This is a genomic window from Pseudomonas sp. MWU12-2345 (assembly GCF_023242385.1).
GTDB lineage: Bacteria > Pseudomonadota > Gammaproteobacteria > Pseudomonadales > Pseudomonadaceae > Aquipseudomonas > Aquipseudomonas gingeri_D.
The window spans coordinates 68,916-89,332 of record NZ_JALLJA010000021.1 but is presented as its reverse complement, the minus strand read 5'-3'; the positions used below and the strand labels follow the sequence as shown (position 1 = coordinate 89,332).

The following is a 20,417-nucleotide window of genomic DNA, read 5'->3' as shown; positions in this document are numbered from 1 at the left end:
CATTTTTCAAGGCATGCAACGCGGGCCCTTCGATACTGTCAACATGCCCTAGCGGCGGTAGTCCCAGAGGGCTAGTATGAGCCGCATTCACATCAGTCAGGAGGTACACCATGTCGGCCACCAAGAAGCCCGTAAATACTCCGTTGCATCTGCTCCAACAGTTGTCGGGCAGCCTGCTCGAACATCTGGAAACTGCTTGCACCCAGGCTTTGGCTGATGCTGAAAAACTGCTCGCCAAACTGGAAAAGCAACGCGGTAAAGCCCAGGAAAAACTGCACAAGGCGCGGACCAAATTGCAGGACTCGGCCACTGCCGGAAAAGCCAAGGCACAAGCCAAGGCCAAGAGCGCGGTCGGTGAGCTCGAAGAGTTGCTGGACAAGCTGAAAGCCAGCCAGTCGGACACCCGTGGCTATATCCTGCAACTCAAGCGCGATGCCCAGGAAAGCCTGAAACTGGCCCAGGGTGTTGGCCGTGTGAAAGAGGCTGTCACCAAGGCGCTGTCGACTCGTGCTGCTAAACCCGCTGCCGCCAAACCGGTTGTCGCCAAGCCTGCTGCAAAAGCTGCTGCCGCTAAGCCAGTTGCTGCCAAGCCCGCTGCAAAAGTGGCTGCCGCTAAACCAGCCGCTGCCAAGCCCGCTGCAAAAGCTGTAGCTGCCAAACCTGCCGCCGCCAAGCCAGCTGCAAAAGCTGCTGCCGCTAAACCTGCCGCCGCCAAGCCTGCTGCAAAAGTGGCTGCTGCCAAACCAGCCGCTGCCAAGCCCGCTGCAAAAGCTGTAGCTGCCAAACCGGCTGCCGCCAAGCCTGCTGCAAAAGCTGCTGCCGCTAAACCGGCCGCTGCCAAGCCTGCTGCAAAAGCTGTTGCTGCTAAACCAGCTGCTGCCAAGCCTGCTGCAAAAGCTGTTGCCGCTAAACCAGCTGCTGCCAAGCCCGCTGCAAAAGCCGTGGCTGCCAAGCCTGCCGCTGCCAAACCGGCCGCAAAGCCTGCTGTCACCGCCGCCAAGCCAGCCGTAGCAGCCAAGCCGGCGGCACCTGCATCGGTCGCGCCCGCCAGCGTCGCCGCAGCCGCACCGGCTGCTCCAGCGCCAGCCGCGCCTGCTGCCGTAACCCCGACCAGCGCTTCCTAAGCCTGGTTCACCGCGACGCGCAGCTGCTGCAGCGCGTCGCTATTCAGGCCTGTGGCCTGGGCGGTCACCGCCTCCAGCCACGTGTCCAGATCTTCCGCGCCGACCTCGGGCCAATCCCGAGCCAACGCTTCCAGTCGCTGCAACAGATGCTGCTCGGCGGCCAGTTCCAACGCCTTGACCTGATCCCTCAGCACTTTCAACTCGACGTCCTCCAAGGCCGCCGTGCGCCATTGCGTGCGCAACTGCCGCAGTGGCTGCACCACCTGGTCGTGCCAGGGCTCGGCGAGAGCCTGCAATTGCCCCGCGCGTTCGGCCTCGCAGCGCACTCCGCGTTGGCCCAGCCAGGCCGCGCAGAGCAGCAGGCAGACATTCGCCCCCTGGGCCTGGAGCGCCAGGCAGGTTTGTTCCACGCCGGGCTTGGCGTAAGTGTTCAGGGAAAACGTCCACAGGTCAGCATGCATGGTGAGATCCGCGCCAGTTGCGAGGGAAGCTGGTAGACTCCGCCGCCATTATGATTCGACTTCAGAACCTGACTTTACAGCGTGGCCCGCAACGTCTGCTAGAAGACGCCGAGCTGACCCTGCACGCCGGCCATAAAGCCGGCCTGATCGGTGCCAACGGCGCCGGCAAATCCAGCCTGTTCGCCCTGCTGCGGGGCGAGCTGCACCCGGACTCGGGTGATTGCTTCCTGCCGGCCGATTGGCGTATCGCCCATATGCGCCAGGAGGTCGACACCCTCGAACGCCTGGCGGTCGACTACGTGCTCGATGGTGACGTGCGCCTGCGCCAGGTGCAACGCGACCTGGCGGCGGCCGAGGCGGCCCATGACGGCGCCGCCCAGGCCCGTCTGCACTCGGAGCTCGACAGCGCCGACGGTTACACCGCCGATGCCCGCGCGCGCAAGCTGCTGGCCGGCCTGGGCTTCACCAACGACCAGATGGACCATCAGGTCTCGGCATTCTCCGGTGGCTGGCGGATGCGCCTGAACCTGGCGCAGGCGCTGATGTGCCCGTCGGACCTGTTGCTGCTCGACGAACCGACCAACCACCTGGACCTCGACGCGATCATCTGGCTGGAAGACTGGCTCAAGAGTTACCCCGGTACCTTGCTGCTGATCTCCCACGACCGTGACTTCCTCGATGAAGTGGTCGATCACGTGGCCCATGTCGACCAGCGCAAGATCACCCTCTACCGGGGTGGCTACACCGCGTTCGAGCGTGCCCGTGCCGAGCGTCTGGCTCAGCAGCAACAGGCCTACGAGAAGCAGCAGGCGCAGCGTGCGCACATGGAAAGCTACATCGCCCGCTTCAAGGCCCAGGCCACCAAGGCCCGCCAGGCCCAGAGCCGGATCAAGGCCCTGGAGCGGATGGAAGAGCTGTCCGCGGCCCACGTCGATTCGCCGTTCGACTTTGTCTTCCGCGAATCGCATAAGATTTCCAGCCCGCTGCTCGACCTGTCCGACGCACGCCTGGGTTATGGCGACAAGACCGTCCTGGAGAAGGTCAAGCTGCAACTGACCCCGGGTGCCCGGATCGGCCTGCTCGGCCCCAACGGCGCGGGCAAGTCGACGCTGATCAAGAACCTCGCCGGCGAGCTGTCGCCGTTGGCGGGGCGCATGACCCGTGGTGAAAACACCGTGGTCGGCTACTTTGCCCAGCACCAGCTCGACTCGCTGGACTCCAAGGCCAGCCCGTTGCTGCATCTGCAACGCCTGGCACCGACCGAGCGCGAGCAGACCCTGCGCGACTTCCTCGGCGGTTTCGACTTCCGTGGCGCGCGCATCGACGAGCCGGTGCTGAACTTCTCCGGTGGCGAAAAGGCCCGCCTGGCGTTGGCCTTGATCGCCTGGGAGCGGCCAAACCTGTTGCTGCTCGACGAACCGACCAACCACCTCGACCTGGAAATGCGCCTGGCGCTGACCATGGCCTTGCAGGAGTTCAGCGGTGCGGTGCTGGTGGTCTCCCACGACCGTCACCTGCTCAAGAGCACCACGGATAATTTCTACCTGGTGGCGGACGGCAAGGTCGAAGAGTTCGACGGCGACCTGGAAGACTACGCCCGCTGGCTGGTGGAGTATCGCCAGCGCAATGCGCCGGTGAGCAATACGCCAGTCAATGCCGACAAGACCGACAAGAAAGCCCAGCGCCAGCAGGCCGCCGCGTTGCGTCAGCAACTGGCGCCGCACAAGCGTGAAGCCGACAAGCTCGAAGCCGAGTTGGGCAAGCTGCACGAGAAGCTGGCGAAGATCGAAGCGAGCCTGGGTGACAGCGCGGTCTACGAGGCGGCGCGCAAGGATGAGCTTCGTGATCTGCTGGCCGAACAGGCCAAGTTGAAAGTGCGCGAGTCCCAGCTGGAAGAGGCGTGGATGGAAGCCCTGGAGTTGTTGGAGAGCATGCAGGCGGAGCTGGAAGCGCTGTCCTGACACGGATTCCTGAACACACCACGAACCCTTGGAGCCTGGCTTGCCAGCGATAGGGGCCTCAAGACCGCCAAAAGCTTCGCGGGCAAGCCCTGCTCCTACAGTTTCTCGGCGGATGCAGCATTAGCGTACGACACAAACCTGTAGGAGCAGGGCTTGCCCGCGAAGACGTCGGTCCTGACGATGCAGGCCTGGAAGCCTCGGCGGCATGTCTGCCCGAGAAAAAACGATAGTCAATTTCACGCCCACGGATTAGCTTAGGGGTTTGTAACAACTCTTGAGATCCGAGGTGCGTGATGCTGCTTGAGACATGGCTGGCCTTTTTTGCCGCGTGCTGGGTAATCAGCCTATCCCCGGGTGCCGGCGCCATCGCCTCGATGTCCAGCGGTCTGCAATACGGTTTCCTGCGTGGCTACTGGAATGCCCTCGGTCTGCAACTGGGCCTGGCGGCGCAGATCGCGGTGATTGCCGCGGGCGTCGGGGCGATCCTGGCAGCCTCTTCCTCGGCTTTCTACGCCATCAAATGGTTCGGGGTGGTCTACCTGGTGTACCTGGCGGTCAAGCAGTGGCGCGCGTTGCCCAGCAATATGGCCGAAGAGTCGACGATTCGCCCGGTCGGCAAGCCGCTGACCTTGATGTTCCGCGGTTTCCTGGTGAACGTCAGCAACCCCAAGGCCCTGGTGTTCATGCTGGCGGTGCTGCCGCAGTTCATCGATCCCCACGCACCGCTGGTGCATCAGTACCTGATCCTCGGCGTCACCATGATCGCCGTCGACATGGTCGTCATGGCCGGCTACACGGGCCTGGCGGCCAAGGTCCTGCGCCTGTTGCGCACGCCCAAGCAGCAGCGCCGGATGAACCGTACCTTTGCTGGCTTGTTCGTGGGGGCGGCGGGTTTTCTGGCGACCTTGCACAAGGCGACCGCCTGAAGTTCATCGTTGTCTGATCGGACGCTATCGCCGGCAAGCCGGCTCCCACAGGATTTGCGTTGTTGTAGGAGCCGGCTTGCCGGCGATGAACGATAACGCGGTCGCGGATCAGTGCAGAACCCGTGGCGCCTCATCCGGCGGCAGGTTATTACGCAGCGGCGGCGCTGCCCCCGGGCCCATATCCGGCCCACCCAACTGCAGGCTCAACTGCCGCGCCACATCCTCGCCCAGCGCCTTGGACACATCGCGGATCACCCGTGGACGGTTCAGCGACACGTGGACATCCCGGCTGTTGACCAGCTTGGTGTCCTGGCCTTCGCCCATGGCGGTGAACGCCGAGGTGATCTCGTAGGTGCGGGTATTGATCAGGCTGAAATCGCCCACCAGGGTCAGCCCCAGCACTGCCGAGTAGCTGTTGGTATTGGCCAGCTCGTTGATGTCCTGGGTGAAGTCGATGTCCGACACCGTACCGAACAGCACGTAGTCGGCACCCTTGAAGTTGCCGCCCTTGATCCGCTTGATGACGTCGTAGACATCGCCCTTGGAACTGGCGGTATAAGGCGTGCCCTGGATCAGCTGGAACATCCCGCTGCGCAGGATCTCGCCCTTGATATCGCCGGTGAAGCGGCGCAGCTCGCCCTGCTCGATATAGCTGTTGCGGCTTTCGGACTCGTCATAGCTCGACGAGCCGCTGGCACCGTAATAACTCTCCTGGTGGTTGTCCCGCGCCGAAATAGTGTGGATGTACTGCTCCACCTGCGCCTGGTACGCCAGGTCCGCCACCGCCACCTTGGGCGCGGCCTGGACGCCAAAGGCGCAGACCAGGCCGATCATGCCAATCCATGCACGCATTGTTCAACGCTCCGTGGTTTTGCGGATCTCTTTTTCGTCCATCCATTCGGCCAGGCCGCTTTCGACGTCGATCAGTTGCAGGCTGAACTTGTAGAACACGTCCTTGTAGTCGCTGCTGCGCTTGACGATCGAGCTGATCGAACCTTCCAGGCGATACTTGGCGGCAATCATGTTGCCGGTCTTGCTGACGGTGCTCTTCTTGTACAGGCCGCTCTGGTTCTGCAACTTCAACTGGTCGACCTGGCTCTGCATCTCGGTGTTGTCGCTGGCGAAACGGGCGGTGCCGCTCTTCATCAACTGGGTCTTGATCGAAGTGGTGATCTCGCGGGTATCGATGTACTCGCTGGTCTTGTTCTTCACATCGTAGACCTGCACCACCGGACGCCCTTGCAGGACACCGGACTGGGCCAGGGAGCGGGTCATGGACTCGGCGATCATCTGCAGGTCGGTGGAGCCGAACTCGTTGGTCACCAGTTCCACGGCCTTGGTATCGCCGTAGCTGATGTTTCCGCCGCCCAGTACGGGCGAGGTGTTGTTGGCGCAGCCGCTGGCCAGCAGGGCGACGACGGCGAGGAGGGACAGGCGTGCAAACATGGACTGATTCTCTTCAAAAGGACGCGAGAGGGCGGCGTCGACTCAGGGGGTTTTGACTTCAAGACGGAAATCGGTGGCCTTGGGCGTCGGGGCGATGGCCGGCAGGAAGGTGCTCTGGGCGCCATACAGGTTCAGGGTTTTCCAGACTTCATCGTCGGCCACCGGAAAACCGTCGTTGCCCAACCAGGCAAAGCGGTAATACATCATCTTGTTCTTGGTGCGGGTGTTGCTCAGCTGCACCTTGACGGTCAGGAAGCCGTTTTCCCGGGCGACGCGGATGGCACCGACCTCGATGTTCTCCATTTCGCCCATGGCGACGATCTTGCTCGCCGCGCTACCGGGGGGCGGTGGTGGCGGCGGCGGGGTGACGCACCCGGCCAGCAGGGCCAGGGCAACGGCAACAGTCAGTTTGAAACGCATGCACGAGACTCCTTTCTTCAAGGTTGTTTGAGGCTGGCCACGGCCGTCGGTCCGGCATCCGCCAGCCGTTGAGTGGCGACGCCGCTGGTGAACACCTGGTTGCCGACGGCGCGCAGGCTGATCACCTGATAGCGTCGGTCGACGGTGAAGGCCACGCGGGAACCGCCGAGGGCGTTGGGCAGGGTCACCTGGTGCTCACCCTTTTTCAGGCGCAGGCGTAGCACCTGGGTGGTGTCCGGCAGGGTCCGCCAGGTGCGGGTGTCGGCGCCTTCTAGGACCGCGGAAGTGATGCCCACGGCCAGGCCGGCCAGCGGATTGGTCTTGTTCAGCTTGGCCTGCGCGGCGCCGCGGCTGATGGCCCGCACGCTGGTGCGCAGGATGATCCCCGGCATGTCGTCACGCAGGGCGCGACGGGACATGGCGGTGGTGCTGTTGAGCAGGGTCAGGTTCTGCGGCAGGCCGTCGACGCCGATCTGGGCGAAGGTGGCCGTCGAGGTGTCGGCCTGGATGACCGGGAACGACAGCGGGGTAATGACCAGATGCTTGTCGATCGGCAACGGCAGCGGAATGCTGATGGAGGCACGGGACGGCGCCAGGCCGCTCTGCACCACGATCAGGATGTCGCTGTCGTCATCCTTGCCGGCAGGCTTGTCGAGATTGACCAGTGCCTGCTCCAGCAGCGGCGTGTTCGGGCGCAGTTCGATGGCCTGGCGATAACCGGGGGCGGCGAGATCTTTCTCGCCGATGGCTTCGTAGACGAACCCGGCCAGATAATGGCTGAACGCGCTCTGGTAGCTGTTCTTCAGGCCGACCACTTCCGGCGCGTCGAGGCTGGCCACCGGATAGCCCTGAAGGTCCTTGTACTGGGTCTTGATGCCTTGCTGGTCGGCTTCGGTTTCGCTCTTGAGGTATTGCTTGTCGCGCAGATCGGCGATCACCGCTTCGCGCTCATGGGTTTTCTTGATCGCGATACGTGCGCCGTCGAAGTCGTTCAGGGCCAGCTGGTTCAGGGCCATCTGCGTGGTCAGCATGACCTTTTCGTAGTCATAGCCTTCGTAGCGGCGGACCTTGTCGTTGATCAGGAAGCTGCCGAACTGGGCGAGGTACCTGGCGCTGTCCAGTTTGACCGCGTCTTCCCACTGACCCACCATCTGGTCGGCGCTGCCCCAGGCTTTCTGGCTACCGGCCAGGTCACCCTTGGCTTGCAGCAACTCGCCTTTTTCGAAGAAATACAGCAGGTCCTTGTCGGCATCGCCGTTGTTCTTTTCCAGCAGGGCCAACGCCCCGTCAACATTGCCCGAGGCCAGTTGCTGGTTGGTTTGCGCCAGTTCGGTGTCGTAGCTGCGCATCATCGAACAGCCGGACAGCAAGGTCGCGGCGCCGAGGGCGAACGAGAGGAGGGCACGGGATGCCATGGGATCTTCCCTGATGAAAAAATCAGCCGAGCATGCTGGTCGGGCTGAGATGGACCCATTGAGAGGGAAAGCGGCTACCCTGCCAATTCCTCATTAAACGAGGAGCTTTTAATGCCATATCGCAATAACGAAGGCAGGGCAGTATAACCATGGCTATTGGCTATGTAATGGCTTTTTAGCGTCATCCGGGCAGGAGGAAGACCTGGTTGCCGATGACCCGCAGGCTCACCACCTGGAAGGGATGTTCGATATTCAGGCTGACCGGTACCGCGCCTTTGACACCTGGCAGCAGCAATTTGTGCGCGCCGGGCTTGAGGCGCAGGCGCACGACCTGGGTGTTGTCCGGCAGGGTGCGCCAGGTGCGGGTGTCGGAGTCACCGGTGAAGCCCTGGTAAACCGACGAAGCCTTGTCCGGCTTGCGTTTGTTCTCCTTGGCTTGCAGTTCGGCATTGAAACGCACGCTCGCAAGGGCGAAGTTGATGATCGCGGGCATGTCGTCGTGCAAGGTGCGCAATGACATGTGGGTCGTGCTGTTGAGCAGGGTCAGCGACTGTGGTTTGCCATCCACGCTGATCTGCTTGAGGGGCGCTGTCGACTTGTCGGCTACCAGCACCGGAAAAGGCTGGTTCACGGTGATCGCCTGGCCGTCCTCGGTTTGCACCTGGATGGGCACGCGCAGCGAAACGAGCGCCGGGGCCAGGCCGGTCTGGACGACGATCAGCACGTCGCTGTCAGGAGAGGTGTCGGCGGGTTTGCCCAGGTTGGCCAGGGCTTTTTCCAGCAGCGGTGTATTGGGCCGCAACTCGATGGCCTGGCGGTAACCCGGCGCGGCGAGGTCGCGCTCGCCCAGGGCTTCGTAGACGAAGCCGGCGAGGTAATGGCTGAACGCACTCTGGTAGCCGTTTTTCAGGGCAATGACCTGCGGCGAGTCGAGGGTGGTCACTGGGTAACCCTGCAGGTCCTTGTAGCGCAGCTTGATGCCTTTGGCCTTGGCCTGGTCTTCGACCGCCAGGTATTGCTTGTCGCGCGCTGTGGCGATCAGGGCTTCGCGTTCGTGGCTTTTCTTGATATCGACGCGGGCGCCGTCGAAGTCGTTCCGGGCCAACTGGTTGAGGGCCATTTGCGTGGTCAGCATGACCTTCTCGTAGTCATAGCCCTCGTAGCGATGAAACTTGTCGCCGATGAGTCCGATGCCGAGGATCTGGTCGAGCCCCAGGTTTTTCAGGGTGGCGACGACCTGCGTCCCTTCTTCGTACTGGGACACCTGTTGGTCCGCCCTGCGCCAGGCGTCCTGGCTGCGGGGTAGATCGCCCTTGAGCCGCAGCAGTTCGCCTTTTTCCAGGGAATAGAGCAGGTCCTTGTCGTCCCAGGGGTTGTGTTGCTCCAGCAACTGCAGCGCGCCATCGACGTTGCCCGAGATCAACTGCTCGTTGGTGGCCTGGAGTTCCCGGTCGTAGTTGTGCAGCAGTCCGCAGCCGCCCAGGAGCAACGCACAGGACAGCAGTGTGAGTAAGAGGCGCGAGGGCATGGCGTGTCGTTCCTTTCCTTGGCTGACGGGCAGTGGGACTTGAGGGCGGGGATTATGCACAAAGCCGTGGTCGAGATGGCATTCTCATGGCCATCTCGATACATGACCCAGAGCAAAACATTGAGGAATCGGGCCGATCAGGGTTGAGCCAAACGTATTGAGAGGGAACAATGTGTTACTTCGCATTTAGATTTAGGCTTTCCATGACTTTTCCCTCTCGTTTCCTCGCGTGGCTGATGCTGCCGCTGTTCGCTCTCTGCAGCTTCAACCTGTTGGCCGAAACAGCGGAGGGCGCACCCCAGGCCCTGCATCTGCTGGACTATATCGGCGCCGATTACCCGCCCACGGTGCACGCGGGCCAGGTGGTCGACGATGGCGAATACCGCGAGCAGCTGGAATTTATCAAGGTCCTGCAAGGGCTGGTCGCCGCGTTGCCGGCCAAGCCGGAACAGGCTGAGCTGGTTCAGGGTATCGAGGGTTTGCAGGCGGCCGTGACGGCTCGGGAGGAGGGTGAACGCGTTGCCCGCCAGGCCCGGCAACTGGGGGCGAAGCTGGCCGTGGCCTATGAAGTCAGCCAGGCACCGATCATCACCCCGGACCCGACTCGTGGTGCGCCGCTGTATGCCCAGCATTGTTCGGTGTGTCACGGCGAGGCGGGGGCGGGCGACGGTCCGGCCGGTGTCGGCCTGACACCGCCACCCGCCAACCTGCGCGATGCCGCGCGGCTGGATAGGTTGAGCCTCTACGCGATCTACACCACCCTCGGCCTGGGTGTTGAAGGCACCGATATGCCGGCGTTCGCCGACCAGTTGGATGAGCGTCAACGTTGGGACCTGGCGACTTACATTGCCGGATTCAGTGCCGCTCCTGCCGCCGCCAACGACGGGAAAACCTACAACCTGGCCGACCTGGCCCGTTCGACGCCGGCTGAAGTACAGTCCGCCGAAGGCCCGGCCGCCGCCGTCGCCTTCCGTGCCCAGCGCGCCCAGCCGCCCCAGGTCAAGCGCGGTCCGGGGCAATTGCTCGACTACACCGCGACGACCCTGGACAAGAGCCTCGCGGCCTACCGCGCCGGCGAGCATGAACAAGCCTACGACCTGTCCGTTGCTGCCTATCTGGAGGGCTTCGAGCTGGTGGAAAGCTCCCTGGACAACGTCAATGCCATGGTGCGCAAGGACACCGAGAAGTCGCTGATGGCCTATCGGCAATCGTTGCAGGACGGCTTGCCGCTGGAGCAGGTCGAGCAGCGCCTGGATTTTGCCAAGGGCAAGCTCAAGGAGTCCGCCGATCTGCTGGGCAATGATGGCCTGAGTCAGTCGCTGAGCTTTATCTCCGGGTTGCTGATCCTGCTGCGCGAAGGCCTGGAAGCGATCCTGGTCCTGGCGGCGGTGCTGGCTTTCCTGCGCAATACCGGCCAGCAGTCGGCGGTGCGCAGCGTACATGTCGGCTGGGGTCTGGCGCTGGTCGCCGGGTTGCTGACCTGGGCGGCGGCGGCTTACCTGATCGATGTCAGTGGCGCCCAGCGTGAATTGCTTGAAGGCTTCACGGCTTTGTTTGCCAGCGTCATGGTGCTCTGGCTCGGGGTCTGGATGCATGACCGCCGGCACGCGGCGGCCTGGCAGGACTACATCAAGAGCAGCCTGGTCAGTGGTGGCGGGCGCTTCGGCTTTGCGCTGCTGGCGTTCTTCTCGGTGTACCGGGAATTGTTCGAAGTCATCCTGTTCTATGAAACCCTCTGGTTGCAGGCGGGGCCGGCGGGACATAACGCCGTGCTGGCCGGTGCCGGCACCGCGCTGGTGCTGCTGATCGGCCTGGCCTGGGTGATCCTGCGCGGTTCGGCGAAGCTGCCGCTGGCGTTGTTTTTCGGGATCAATGCCGGGTTGTTGTGCGCCTTGTCGGTGGTGTTTGCCGGGCACGGGGTCAAGGCGTTGCAGGAAGCCGGGATCTTCGGTACGCGGCCGGTGGCGTTCTTTGAATTCGACTGGCTGGGGATTCATGCCGACGCCTACTCGCTGGGGGCGCAGGCGTTGGCGTTGCTGGCGATTGGGGTGCTGTACAGCCGCAGCCGGTTGGCGGAAAAGCGTCGGGTCCAGGCGACCTGACAGTGTGGGCTTGCCGGCGATGGCGTTCTTATGAGCGGCGCAAGATTCGAGGGCCTCTTCGCGGGCAAGCCCTGCTCCTACAGTGTTGTGTGATACGCAAAATCGATGAACGACGGCGTACTGTAGGAGCAGGGCTTGCCCGCGAAGGCGTTCGGATGGGCACCGCAAGGCTCAAGGGCCTCATCGCTGGCAAGCCAGCTCCCACAGGGGCCGCGTGAACCTACAGGGAGCGCGTTCGACGTTCCCTGGTTTCTGGCGTTAAATGTCTACAGCTTTGGCATTCATTGTCAGCGGATTTTCCCGCCATAGCCCCTAATCTTTGCAGATCGACTCTGGAAGGTTGGCCCCATGGACTTCGTGCCTTACGCGGTACCGTTTTTCATTGCATTGATCGTCATCGAGCTGCTCGCCGATCGCTGGCGTGGCGTGAGCAACTATCGCATGGCGGATGCCATCAACAGCATGAGCACCGGCGTGCTGTCGACCACCACCGGGCTGTTGACCAAGGGGGTCGGGATCCTCACCTACGCCTTTGCGCTGCAGCACCTGGCGCTGTTCGAGCTGTCCGCGCAAAAGCCCTGGGTCTGGGTGTTCGCCTTTGTCGCCTACGACTTCTGCTACTACTGGCTGCACCGTATGGGGCACGAGCGCAATATCCTCTGGGCCGCCCATTCGGTGCATCACCAGAGCGAGGACTACAACCTCAGCACCGCCCTGCGCCAGACCAGCACCGGCTTCCTCCTGAGCTGGATCTTCTATCTGCCGCTGGCCGTGCTCGGCGTGCCGCTGGTGGTGTTTATCAGCGTGGCCTCGCTGAACCTGTTGTATCAGTTCTGGGTACATACCCGGCACGTGCCCAAGCTGGGTTGGTACGAGTGGTTCTTTGTCACGCCGTCCAACCATCGGGCGCACCATGCGCAAAACGCGCTGTATATGGATCGCAACTACGGCGGGGTGTTTATTCTCTGGGACCGCCTGTTCGGCACCTTCCAGGAAGAGGACGAGCGCGAGCCGGTGATCTTCGGCGTGACCACGCCGCTGGCCAGCTGGAACCCGCTGTGGGCCAACCTGCAGTTCTATGCGCAGCTATGGGCCGATGCCCGGCGTACGGAAAGCTATTGGGACAAGCTGCGGATCTGGTTTATGCGCACTGGCTGGCGCCCGGCCGATGTCGCGGCCAGATACCCGCTGAACAAGCCGGACCTGAGCCAGTTCCGCAAATTCGAGGTGTCCCTGGAGATCCGTCAGCAGATCTACCTGGCCCTGCAATTCGCGGTCTATGTCGGTTTGGGCAGCTACCTGATGAACTTCGGCGAGCATTTGCCGCTGGCGGCGCTGCTGCTGGGCTGTGGCACCCTGGTGCTGGGGTTGTTCGTGCTCGGCGCGGCGCTGGAGAATCGCCCTTGGGCGTTGCGGCTGGAACTGGTCCGCCTGGCGTCCAACCTGCCGTTGGTCTGGTGGGCACCGTTGGTCGGGCTGTGGCCGGCCAGCCCATTGGGCTGGATCGGCGTGTTCAGCTACAGCCTGTTGAGCCTGATCGGCCTGTACTACTGCAGCAAGCCGCGGGTCATTCGTCTGGCCGGTTCGTAGTTTCGGCCAGGCGGGCCTCGGCCCGGGCCAGGCGCGCGCTACGGATGCGTCGCCAGCTCCAGAGCAGCAGGCCGGCCACCAGCAGGCCGCCGAGCACCCACAGCTCGTATTTCTTCACGCTGCCGAGCATCCCTTCGAGAATCGCCCCGAAGTGATAGGCCGCCGCCGCCAGGGCCGCGGCCCAGATCGCCGCGCCGATGCCGTTGAGCAACAGGTAGCGGCCCGGCGGATAACCCGACAGGCCGATCGCCACCGGCATCACCGTGCGCAAACCGTAGACAAAGCGGAAGGTCAGCACCCAGATATCCGGATGGCGGCGGATATGCTCCAGCGCTCGATCACCCATCAATTGCCAGCGCGGCTTGCGTGCCAGAAGTTTGCGGCCATGCTTGCGCCCCAGGAAATACCAAAGCTGGTCGCCGGCATAGCTGCCGAAGAACGCCACGATAACCACCAGGTTGATGTCCATGTATCCGCGGAACGCGAGGAAGCCGGCCAGTACCAGAATGGTCTCGCCTTCGAAAAACGTGCCGAGAAACAAGGCGAAGTAGCCGAAATCCTGCAGAAATTGTTGGAGCATTGTCTGGATGCTGGCGAAATGAACGCGCAGCCTAACCCTTCGAGGACAGAGAGGAAAGTGTCGAAATGTGTCTCGACGTTAACATTTCCTACAAGGGTAGCGGCTGTGGCGACGGGTCGCAGGAGTAAGCACAACTGTAATTCCTTCGTCATAATGGCCGCTTATAACTGCCATGCTCGCCCGCTTGTGCGGGCTCAGGAGTCTGCCGTGAGCTTTACCCCCGCCAATCGCTTGTTTCCCGCCACCCGCCTGCGTCGCAATCGCCGTGATGATTTTTCTCGCCGTCTGGTGCGTGAGAATGTTCTGACAGTCGATGATTTGATCCTGCCGGTGTTTGTGCTGGACGGTGAGAATCGCCGCGAAGCCGTGGCGTCGATGCCAGGGGTCGAGCGCCTGACCATCGACCTGCTGCTCGAAGAAGCGGCGAACTGGGTCGAGCTGGGGATTCCGGCCTTGGCGCTGTTCCCGGTGACGCCGCCCGAACTCAAGTCCCTGGACGCCAGCGAGGCCTGGAACCCGGAAGGTATTGCCCAGCGCGCCACCCGTGCCCTGCGTGCCCGCTTCCCGGAACTGGGGGTGATCACCGACGTCGCCCTGGACCCGTTCACCACCCACGGGCAGGACGGTATCCTCGACGAGCACGGTTACGTCCAGAACGACATTACCGTCGATGCACTGGTCAAGCAGGCCTTGTCCCACGCCGAGGCGGGCGCCCAGGTGGTGGCGCCTTCCGATATGATGGACGGACGCATCCAGGCGATCCGCGAAGCCCTGGAACTGGCCGATCACGTCAACGTGCGGATCATGGCCTATTCGGCCAAGTACGCCAGCGCCTACTATGGACCTTTCCGCGATGCCGTCGGCTCGGCCCTGAACCTGGGCAAGGCGAACAAGGCGTCGTACCAGATGGACCCGGCCAACAGCCACGAAGCCCTGCATGAAGTGGCCGCCGACCTCGCCGAAGGCGCCGACATGGTCATGGTCAAGCCGGGTATGCCGTATCTGGATATCCTTTTTCGGGTCAAGGATGAATTCAAGGTGCCGACTTTTGTCTATCAGGTTAGCGGTGAGTACGCCATGCACATGGCGGCCATCCAGAATGGCTGGCTGGGCGAAGGCGTTATTCTTGAATCCCTGACCGCTTTTAAACGGGCGGGTGCCGATGGCATCCTGACCTACTTTGCCGCCCGCGCCGCCCAACTGCTACGAGAGCAGAAATAGCCCTCACAGGAACACTCGATGAATACCGAAGGACTCAGCGAAGTTGAAGTAAAAGACGCTCAAGCGGTGGTCGAGCCGATCGTCGAAACCCCGCCGGAGCTGGAACCCGCGCCGGTGGTGGTCGAAGCCCCCCATGTGGCGGTGCCGTCGGCGGTGGTGATTCCGAGCCTGGATGACAGCAGCCTGTATATCCACCGTGAGCTGTCGCAGCTGCAGTTCAACATCCGCGTGCTGGAGCAGGCGCTGGACGAGTCCTATCCGCTGCTGGAACGCCTCAAGTTCCTGCTGATCTTCTCCAGCAACCTGGATGAGTTCTTCGAAATCCGTGTCGCCGGGCTGAAGAAGCAGATCACCTTCGCCCGCGAACAGGCCGGCGCCGATGGCCTGCAGCCGCACCAGGCCCTGGCGCGGATCAGCGAGCTGGTGCACGGGCATGTCGATCGCCAGTACGCGATCCTCAACGACATCCTGTTGCCGGAGCTGGAAAAACATCAGGTCCGCTTTATCCGCCGCCGCTACTGGACCACCAAGCTGAAGACTTGGGTCCGTCGTTATTTCCGTGACGAGATCGCACCGATCATCACCCCGATCGGCCTCGATCCGACGCACCCGTTCCCGTTGCTGGTGAACAAGAGCCTGAACTTTATCGTCGAGCTCGAAGGTATCGACGCCTTCGGTCGCGATTCGGGCCTGGCGATCATCCCGGCGCCGCGCCTGCTGCCGAGGATCATCAAGGTACCCGAAGACGTGGGTGGGCCTGGCGATAACTATGTATTCCTGTCGTCGATGATCCACGCACACGCCGACGACCTGTTCCAGGGCATGAAGGTCAAGGGCTGCTACCAGTTCCGCCTGACCCGCAACGCCGACCTGGCGCTGGATTCCGAAGACGTCGAAGACCTGGCCCGCGCCCTGCGCGGCGAGCTGTTCTCCCGCCGCTACGGTGACGCCGTGCGCCTGGAAGTGGCCGATACCTGCCCGAAACACCTGTCGGACTACCTGCTCAAGCAGTTCAACCTGAACGAGAGCGAGCTGTACCAGGTCAACGGTCCGGTGAACCTGACGCGGCTGTTCAGCATCACTGGCCTGGACAGTCATCCGGAGCTGCAATACACGCCGTTCACTCCGCAGATCCCGAAACTGCTGCAGAACAGCGAGAATATTTTCAGCGTGATCAGCAAGCAGGACATCCTGCTGCTGCACCCGTTCGAATCCTTCACCCCGGTGGTCGACCTGCTGCGCCAGGCGGCCAAGGACCCGCACGTCCTGGCCGTGCGCCAGACCCTGTACCGCAGCGGCGCCAACTCGGAAATCGTCGACGCCCTGGTGGACGCGGCGCGCAACGGCAAGGAAGTCACCGCGGTGATCGAGCTGCGGGCGCGCTTCGACGAAGAGTCCAACCTGCAACTGGCCAGCCGCCTGCAAGCGGCCGGTGCGGTGGTGATCTACGGCGTGGTCGGCTTCAAGACCCACGCCAAGATGATGTTGATCCTGCGTCGCGAGGCCGGCGAGATCGTCCGCTACGCGCACCTGGGCACGGGTAACTACCACGCTGGCAACGCCCGCCTGTATACCGACTACAGCTTGCTGACCTCCGACGACGCCCTGTGCGAAGACGTCGGCAAACTGTTCAGCCAGTTGATCGGCATGGGCAAGACGTTGCGCATGAAGAAGTTGCTGCACGCGCCGTTCACCCTGAAGAAGGGCATGCTCGACATGATTGCCCGGGAGACCCAGTTCGCCGTCGAGGGCAAGCCGGCGCACATCATCGCCAAGTTCAACTCGCTGACCGATCCGAAGATCATCCGCGCGTTGTACAAGGCCAGCCAGTGCGGCGTGCGTATCGATCTGGTGGTGCGCGGCATGTGCTGCCTGCGTCCGGGCATCGCCGGGGTCTCGCACAACATCCAGGTGCGCTCGATCATCGGTCGCTTCCTCGAACACACCCGGGTCTTCTACTTCCTCAACGGCGGCGAGGAGCAGATGTTCCTCTCCAGCGCCGACTGGATGGAGCGCAACCTCGACAAGCGTGTCGAGACCTGCTTCCCGGTCGAGGGCAAGAAGTTGATCCTGCGGGTCAAGAAAGAGCTGGAAAGTTATCTCACCGATAACACCCACAGCTGGAGCCTGCAGCCGGACGGTCGGTATATCCGCAACACGCCGACCGGCAACCAGAACGCCCGTAGCGCCCAGGCGACCTTGCTCGATCGCCTGAGCAACCCGCTCCTCAGCGTACGTTGAGGGTAATGTTGACTCGGGTCAGCCACTCCGCTTCCAGCGCGAAGTCGGCCTGAGTCAGCTGGTTCTGCTCCAGCCAGTCCTTGGGAAACACCACATCCAGGCTATCGCCGTCGGCACGCAAGGTGACCTGCGGCATTTCCTGGGTGCCACGGATGTGATGGAACAGGATCGCGAAGCGCAGCAGCACGCACAGGCGAATCAGCTTGATGCCTTCATCGCCGAACTCGGCAAACTTGTCCTTGGGAATATTGCGTCGGTGTCCGCGCACCAGCAGGGCGAGCATTTGCTGGTCTTCCCGGGAGAAGCCGGCCAGGTCCGAGTGCTCGATCAGGTAGGCGCCGTGCTTGTGGTACTGGTAGTGGGCGATGTCCAGGCCCACTTCATGGACCTTGGCGGCCCAGCCCAGCAGTTCGCGCCAGACCCCGTCAGTCAGTTCCCAGGCATCCTTCACTTGATCGAAGGCATGCAGCGCCTTGCGCTCGACCCGTGCCGCCTGTTCCAGGTCGACGTGGTAACGCTCCATCAGCGAGCTGAGGGTGCGTTCGCGCACGTCTTCGTGGTGATGGCGACCCAGCAGGTCGTAGAGCACGCCTTCGCGCAGGGCGCCGTCGCAGTGATCCATGCGTTGCAGGTCGAGGGCGTCGAAGATCGCTTCGAGAATCGACAGGCCGGCCGGGAAGATCGCCCGGCGGTCGGGCTTGATCCCTTCGAAATCGATTTTCTCGGCATCGCCGAGCTTGAACAGCTTGCGCTTGAGCCAGGCCAGCCCTTCGGCATTCACTTCGCCGCTGCCCTGGCCGCCGGCCTTGAGGGCCAGGCCGATGGCGCGGATGGTCCCGGAAGAGCCGATGGCCTCATCCCAGGTCAGGCGGTGCAGGGCGTGCTCGATGCTCATGATTTCCAGGCGCGCCGCCGTGTAGGCCTGGGCGTAGCGGGCCGGGGTGATCTTGCCGTCGCGGAAATAGCGCTGGGTGTAGCTGACGCAACCCATTTGCAGGCTTTCGCGCAGCAGCGGCTCGAAGCGCTGGCCGATGATGAATTCGGTACTGCCGCCGCCGATATCGGCCACCAGGCGCTTGCCCGGGGTGTCGGCGAGGGTGTGGGACACACCGAGGTAAATCAGGCGGGCCTCTTCACGGCCGGAAATGACTTCCACCGGGTGACCGAGGATTTCCTCGGCGCGGCGGATGAATTCGCCGCGGTTGCGGGCTTCGCGCAGGGCGTTGGTACCGACGATGCGCACGGCGCCCAGGGGCATGCCGTTGATCAACTGGGCAAAGCGCTTCAGGCAGTCGAGCCCGCGCTGCATGGATTCTTCGGTGAGCTGACGGTCCTCGTCGATACCGGCCGCCAGCTGAACCTTCTCGCCGAGGCGCTCCAGGATCCGGATCTCTCCGTTCTGGGCCTTGGCCACGACCATATGGAAGCTGTTGGAGCCCAGGTCGATGGCGGCGATCAGGGACAGATTCTTGGCTTGGGAATGCGGCATGGTTGAAGGATCTCGGTCGATAACCTCGCCATCGTGCCACGATCAGGCCCTGACGCCAATGTAGGACGCCTGTGAGCATCAGGCCTGGGGCTTGCAGCGAGGGGGGTGGACAATCATTGCTTCAATTTTCCTACATAAATATTTCATATTGATGACCTGCGTCATGAATTGTGACGACAGTGATGTTTATTAAAGTTTGCAGTGTTTGTCTCTGCGTCGCACCCGGAGCGTGGCCTCTTCCGGTTTTCTTGTCAGGTGCCAGCGTGGAAACTAGCGGCCGGCGATTATGCCGGGGTGTTAATTATTTATCGGACTGCGGACGGGAGGCCTAAGCGCTGACTCTTTTTCGGGTGTGAACCTGGATTGAATTCCGCAGTTCTGAATAACAAGCATCTGCTTACACTTGATAATAGGGAGTAGGAAAATGAAGTTGGTATCTGGATGGACGCTCGGTGCTCTGTTGGCTGTACTGGGGGTCAATGCCAACGCGGCGGACTTGTTGGTGAAGGGGACCATCGTCCCGGCCAGTTGCACACTGAGTCTGCACAATGGTGGTGTGGTCGATTTCGGGAAAATCCGTGCCGCTGAACTGAGCGCCAATGCCTATACGCGCCTGCAGCCCAGGGGCGTGCCTTTTACGGTCAATTGCGACGGCGGCACCCGGGTGGGGGTGAAGACGCTCGACAACCGCTCCAGCAGCAAGGTCCCGGGCATCCTGCAGGCGGCTCTTGGCCCGGGCTATAACGATGCCTACAACTACGGCCTGGGGACCACGGCGGTCGGTCAACGGGTCGGCGGCTATGCCCTGAGCGTGAAGGATTCCGTGGCGGATTTCCCGCTGGTCAACACCATTGTCTCGACCAATAACGGTTTGAACTGGAGCCGTGGCAACGGTGCCTTGGGCCAGTATCAGAACATCATGTCCTGGAGCGGCTTCTTCGCTACTCATCCGGCGTCGGTACAGCGGGTCAGCGGTACCCTGGAAGTTCAGCCGGTGATCAATAAGACCTCCGAGCTGGATGTCACCCAGGAACTGTATCTGGATGGCTTGGCTACGCTGGAACTGCGTTATCTCTAACTTTCGTTGATGTCAGTAACCAGGCTGCCGGCACAGGACTCTGTGCTGGCACTCTCTTTCTATGTGTGTTGAATAATAAAAATAGATTCGCAAGGAGCGTATTACTTGAAAGTTGTGCCTCTTATGCCGATGTTCAGTTCATTGTCTATCGGTGTGCTGTTCTTTTTCCTGGGCGTGTTCTGGAGCGCCGCCCGTGCCGATGGCATGCAGCCGGAAACCACGGTGGTGATTCTCTATGAAGAGGAGGGGGAAGCCAGTATCCAGATCAAGAACACCGACAGCGGTCCGGCCTTGCTGCATTCGGCTGTCGAATCGATTCCCGAGGATCTTGAGTCGCTGGTGGTGATCACGCCCCCCGTGACCCGGGTCGACGCCGGCGAGACCCAATTGGTGCGGTTTCTCAGCGCCAACGGCGAGCCACTCAAGACCCAGCGCCTGAAACGAGTCACCTTCGAAGGTATTCCCCAGCGCAAAACCGGGCCCGGCGCTACCGTCGGCGTCACTCTGCGCCAGAACCTGCCACTGATCCTGCATCCCAAGGGACTGGCCCGGCATCCGGCGCCCTGGAAGGAACTGACCTGGCACCTGGAGAAGTCCCGGCTGGTGGTGCGCAATGACAGTCCCTATGTGGTGCGCCTGTCGCCGGAACTGGAACTCAATCCGCACAAGGTCAGCGTGATGCTGAGTCGCGATTATGTCCTTCCGGGGGAGACGCTGGCGGTGGAAATAGACACGACTCAGCCCACGGCCACCTCGGTCACGCTGCAGCCGGCGACTGTCTATGGTTTTGCCGTGGCCCGTCACGAAGCGCCCATTCTGCTCGAGGCGCTGTGAC

17 protein-coding genes are annotated in these 20,417 nt (G+C 62.3%); 9 read left to right on the top strand and 8 right to left on the bottom strand.

Annotation, left to right across the window (positions count from 1 at the left end):
• The first annotated feature begins 110 nt into the window (after positions 1–110).
• A complete protein-coding gene (locus M5C71_RS29195; RefSeq protein WP_248769364.1) occupies positions 111–1,124 on the top strand; it encodes an AlgP family protein in 1,014 nt (337 codons plus the stop codon).
• Here M5C71_RS29195 and M5C71_RS29190 read toward each other — a convergent pair.
• Positions 1,121–1,585, bottom strand: coding sequence for a TIGR02444 family protein (locus M5C71_RS29190; RefSeq protein WP_248769363.1), 465 nt, complete (start codon positions 1,583–1,585; stop codon positions 1,121–1,123). The two genes, M5C71_RS29195 and M5C71_RS29190, sit on opposite strands and share 4 nt — an antisense overlap.
• A 50-nt stretch (positions 1,586–1,635) precedes the next feature.
• Between M5C71_RS29190 and M5C71_RS29185 the strand changes: the two genes are divergently transcribed.
• Together M5C71_RS29185 and M5C71_RS29180 are read left to right on the top strand one after the other, a co-directional pair.
• A complete protein-coding gene (locus M5C71_RS29185) occupies positions 1,636–3,546 on the top strand; it encodes an ATP-binding cassette domain-containing protein (RefSeq protein ID WP_248769362.1) in 1,911 nt (636 codons plus the stop codon).
• 293 nt (positions 3,547–3,839) lie between these two features.
• Positions 3,840–4,472 carry a LysE family transporter gene (locus tag M5C71_RS29180; RefSeq protein WP_103496065.1) on the top strand — a complete coding sequence of 211 codons (633 nt, stop codon included), beginning with the start codon at positions 3,840–3,842 and terminating at the stop codon, positions 4,470–4,472.
• A 108-nt stretch (positions 4,473–4,580) separates the two neighbouring features.
• Here M5C71_RS29180 and M5C71_RS29175 read toward each other — a convergent pair whose 3' ends face one another.
• From M5C71_RS29175 to M5C71_RS29155, 5 genes are all read right to left on the bottom strand, one after another.
• Positions 4,581–5,324, bottom strand: a complete 744-nt coding sequence (locus M5C71_RS29175; protein WP_248769361.1) for a penicillin-binding protein activator LpoB — start codon at positions 5,322–5,324, stop codon at positions 4,581–4,583.
• A gap of 3 nt (positions 5,325–5,327) precedes the next feature.
• On the bottom strand, positions 5,328–5,918 hold the full coding sequence (gene lpoB, locus M5C71_RS29170; protein WP_100942115.1) for a penicillin-binding protein activator LpoB: 591 nt from the start codon (positions 5,916–5,918) through the stop codon (positions 5,328–5,330).
• 42 nt (positions 5,919–5,960) lie between these two features.
• Entirely contained in the window at positions 5,961–6,338 is a 378-nt protein-coding gene (locus M5C71_RS29165; protein WP_248769360.1) for a YcfL family protein, read from the bottom strand.
• A 17-nt stretch (positions 6,339–6,355) separates the two neighbouring features.
• Entirely contained in the window at positions 6,356–7,753 is a 1,398-nt protein-coding gene (locus M5C71_RS29160; protein ID WP_248769359.1) for a hypothetical protein, read from the bottom strand.
• Positions 7,754–7,934: 181 nt separating this feature from the next.
• A complete protein-coding gene (locus tag M5C71_RS29155) occupies positions 7,935–9,281 on the bottom strand; it encodes a hypothetical protein (RefSeq protein ID WP_248769358.1) in 1,347 nt (448 codons plus the stop codon).
• Between the two features lie 203 nt (positions 9,282–9,484).
• Here M5C71_RS29155 and M5C71_RS29150 point away from each other — a divergent pair, with 203 nt between their 5' ends.
• Both M5C71_RS29150 and M5C71_RS29145 read left to right on the top strand, forming a co-directional pair.
• Positions 9,485–11,383, top strand: coding sequence for a cytochrome c/FTR1 family iron permease (locus M5C71_RS29150; RefSeq protein ID WP_248769357.1), 1,899 nt, complete (start codon positions 9,485–9,487; stop codon positions 11,381–11,383).
• 348 nt (positions 11,384–11,731) lie between these two features.
• Positions 11,732–12,973, top strand: a complete 1,242-nt coding sequence (locus M5C71_RS29145) for a sterol desaturase family protein (protein ID WP_248769356.1) — start codon at positions 11,732–11,734, stop codon at positions 12,971–12,973.
• On the opposite strand, the gene M5C71_RS29140 is transcribed toward M5C71_RS29145, so the two are convergent.
• Positions 12,951–13,553, bottom strand: coding sequence for a DedA family protein (locus M5C71_RS29140; RefSeq protein WP_100942109.1), 603 nt, complete (start codon positions 13,551–13,553; stop codon positions 12,951–12,953). The genes M5C71_RS29145 and M5C71_RS29140 overlap by 23 nt on opposite strands.
• A 207-nt stretch (positions 13,554–13,760) precedes the next feature.
• Between M5C71_RS29140 and hemB the strand changes: the two genes are divergently transcribed.
• Together hemB and ppk1 are read left to right on the top strand one after the other, a co-directional pair.
• Positions 13,761–14,774, top strand: coding sequence for a porphobilinogen synthase (gene hemB, locus M5C71_RS29135; RefSeq protein ID WP_103496072.1), 1,014 nt, complete (start codon positions 13,761–13,763; stop codon positions 14,772–14,774).
• Positions 14,775–14,792: 18 nt separating this feature from the next.
• Positions 14,793–17,015, top strand: coding sequence for a polyphosphate kinase 1 (gene ppk1 / locus M5C71_RS29130; protein ID WP_103496073.1), 2,223 nt, complete (start codon positions 14,793–14,795; stop codon positions 17,013–17,015).
• Here ppk1 and ppx read toward each other — a convergent pair.
• Positions 17,002–18,504: an exopolyphosphatase gene (gene ppx / locus M5C71_RS29125; RefSeq protein WP_103496074.1), complete on the bottom strand. Its 1,503-nt coding sequence runs from the start codon at positions 18,502–18,504 to the stop codon at positions 17,002–17,004. The two genes, ppk1 and ppx, sit on opposite strands and share 14 nt — an antisense overlap.
• 424 nt (positions 18,505–18,928) lie before the next feature.
• On the opposite strand from ppx, the gene M5C71_RS29120 reads away from it, so the two are divergent.
• Positions 18,929–19,582: a DUF1120 domain-containing protein gene (locus tag M5C71_RS29120; RefSeq protein WP_103496075.1), complete on the top strand. Its 654-nt coding sequence runs from the start codon at positions 18,929–18,931 to the stop codon at positions 19,580–19,582.
• A gap of 129 nt (positions 19,583–19,711) precedes the next feature.
• Positions 19,712–20,416: a fimbria/pilus chaperone family protein gene (locus M5C71_RS29115; protein WP_103496109.1), complete on the top strand. Its 705-nt coding sequence runs from the start codon at positions 19,712–19,714 to the stop codon at positions 20,414–20,416.
• The last annotated feature ends 1 nt before the right edge of the window (position 20,417 follow it).

Coding starts and splice junctions, on each gene's coding strand:
- M5C71_RS29195 (WP_248769364.1), top strand. CDS start 111: ATGTCGGCCACCAAGAAGCCCGTAAATACTCCGTTGCATCTGCTCCAA.
- M5C71_RS29190 (WP_248769363.1), bottom strand. CDS start 1,585: ATGCATGCTGACCTGTGGACGTTTTCCCTGAACACTTACGCCAAGCCC.
- M5C71_RS29185 (WP_248769362.1), top strand. CDS start 1,636: ATGATTCGACTTCAGAACCTGACTTTACAGCGTGGCCCGCAACGTCTG.
- M5C71_RS29180 (WP_103496065.1), top strand. CDS start 3,840: ATGCTGCTTGAGACATGGCTGGCCTTTTTTGCCGCGTGCTGGGTAATC.
- M5C71_RS29175 (WP_248769361.1), bottom strand. CDS start 5,324: ATGCGTGCATGGATTGGCATGATCGGCCTGGTCTGCGCCTTTGGCGTC.
- lpoB (WP_100942115.1), bottom strand. CDS start 5,918: ATGTTTGCACGCCTGTCCCTCCTCGCCGTCGTCGCCCTGCTGGCCAGC.
- M5C71_RS29165 (WP_248769360.1), bottom strand. CDS start 6,338: ATGCGTTTCAAACTGACTGTTGCCGTTGCCCTGGCCCTGCTGGCCGGG.
- M5C71_RS29160 (WP_248769359.1), bottom strand. CDS start 7,753: ATGGCATCCCGTGCCCTCCTCTCGTTCGCCCTCGGCGCCGCGACCTTG.
- M5C71_RS29155 (WP_248769358.1), bottom strand. CDS start 9,281: ATGCCCTCGCGCCTCTTACTCACACTGCTGTCCTGTGCGTTGCTCCTG.
- M5C71_RS29150 (WP_248769357.1), top strand. CDS start 9,485: ATGACTTTTCCCTCTCGTTTCCTCGCGTGGCTGATGCTGCCGCTGTTC.
- M5C71_RS29145 (WP_248769356.1), top strand. CDS start 11,732: ATGGACTTCGTGCCTTACGCGGTACCGTTTTTCATTGCATTGATCGTC.
- M5C71_RS29140 (WP_100942109.1), bottom strand. CDS start 13,553: ATGCTCCAACAATTTCTGCAGGATTTCGGCTACTTCGCCTTGTTTCTC.
- ppk1 (WP_103496073.1), top strand. CDS start 14,793: ATGAATACCGAAGGACTCAGCGAAGTTGAAGTAAAAGACGCTCAAGCG.
- ppx (WP_103496074.1), bottom strand. CDS start 18,504: ATGCCGCATTCCCAAGCCAAGAATCTGTCCCTGATCGCCGCCATCGAC.
- M5C71_RS29120 (WP_103496075.1), top strand. CDS start 18,929: ATGAAGTTGGTATCTGGATGGACGCTCGGTGCTCTGTTGGCTGTACTG.
- M5C71_RS29115 (WP_103496109.1), top strand. CDS start 19,712: ATGTTCAGTTCATTGTCTATCGGTGTGCTGTTCTTTTTCCTGGGCGTG.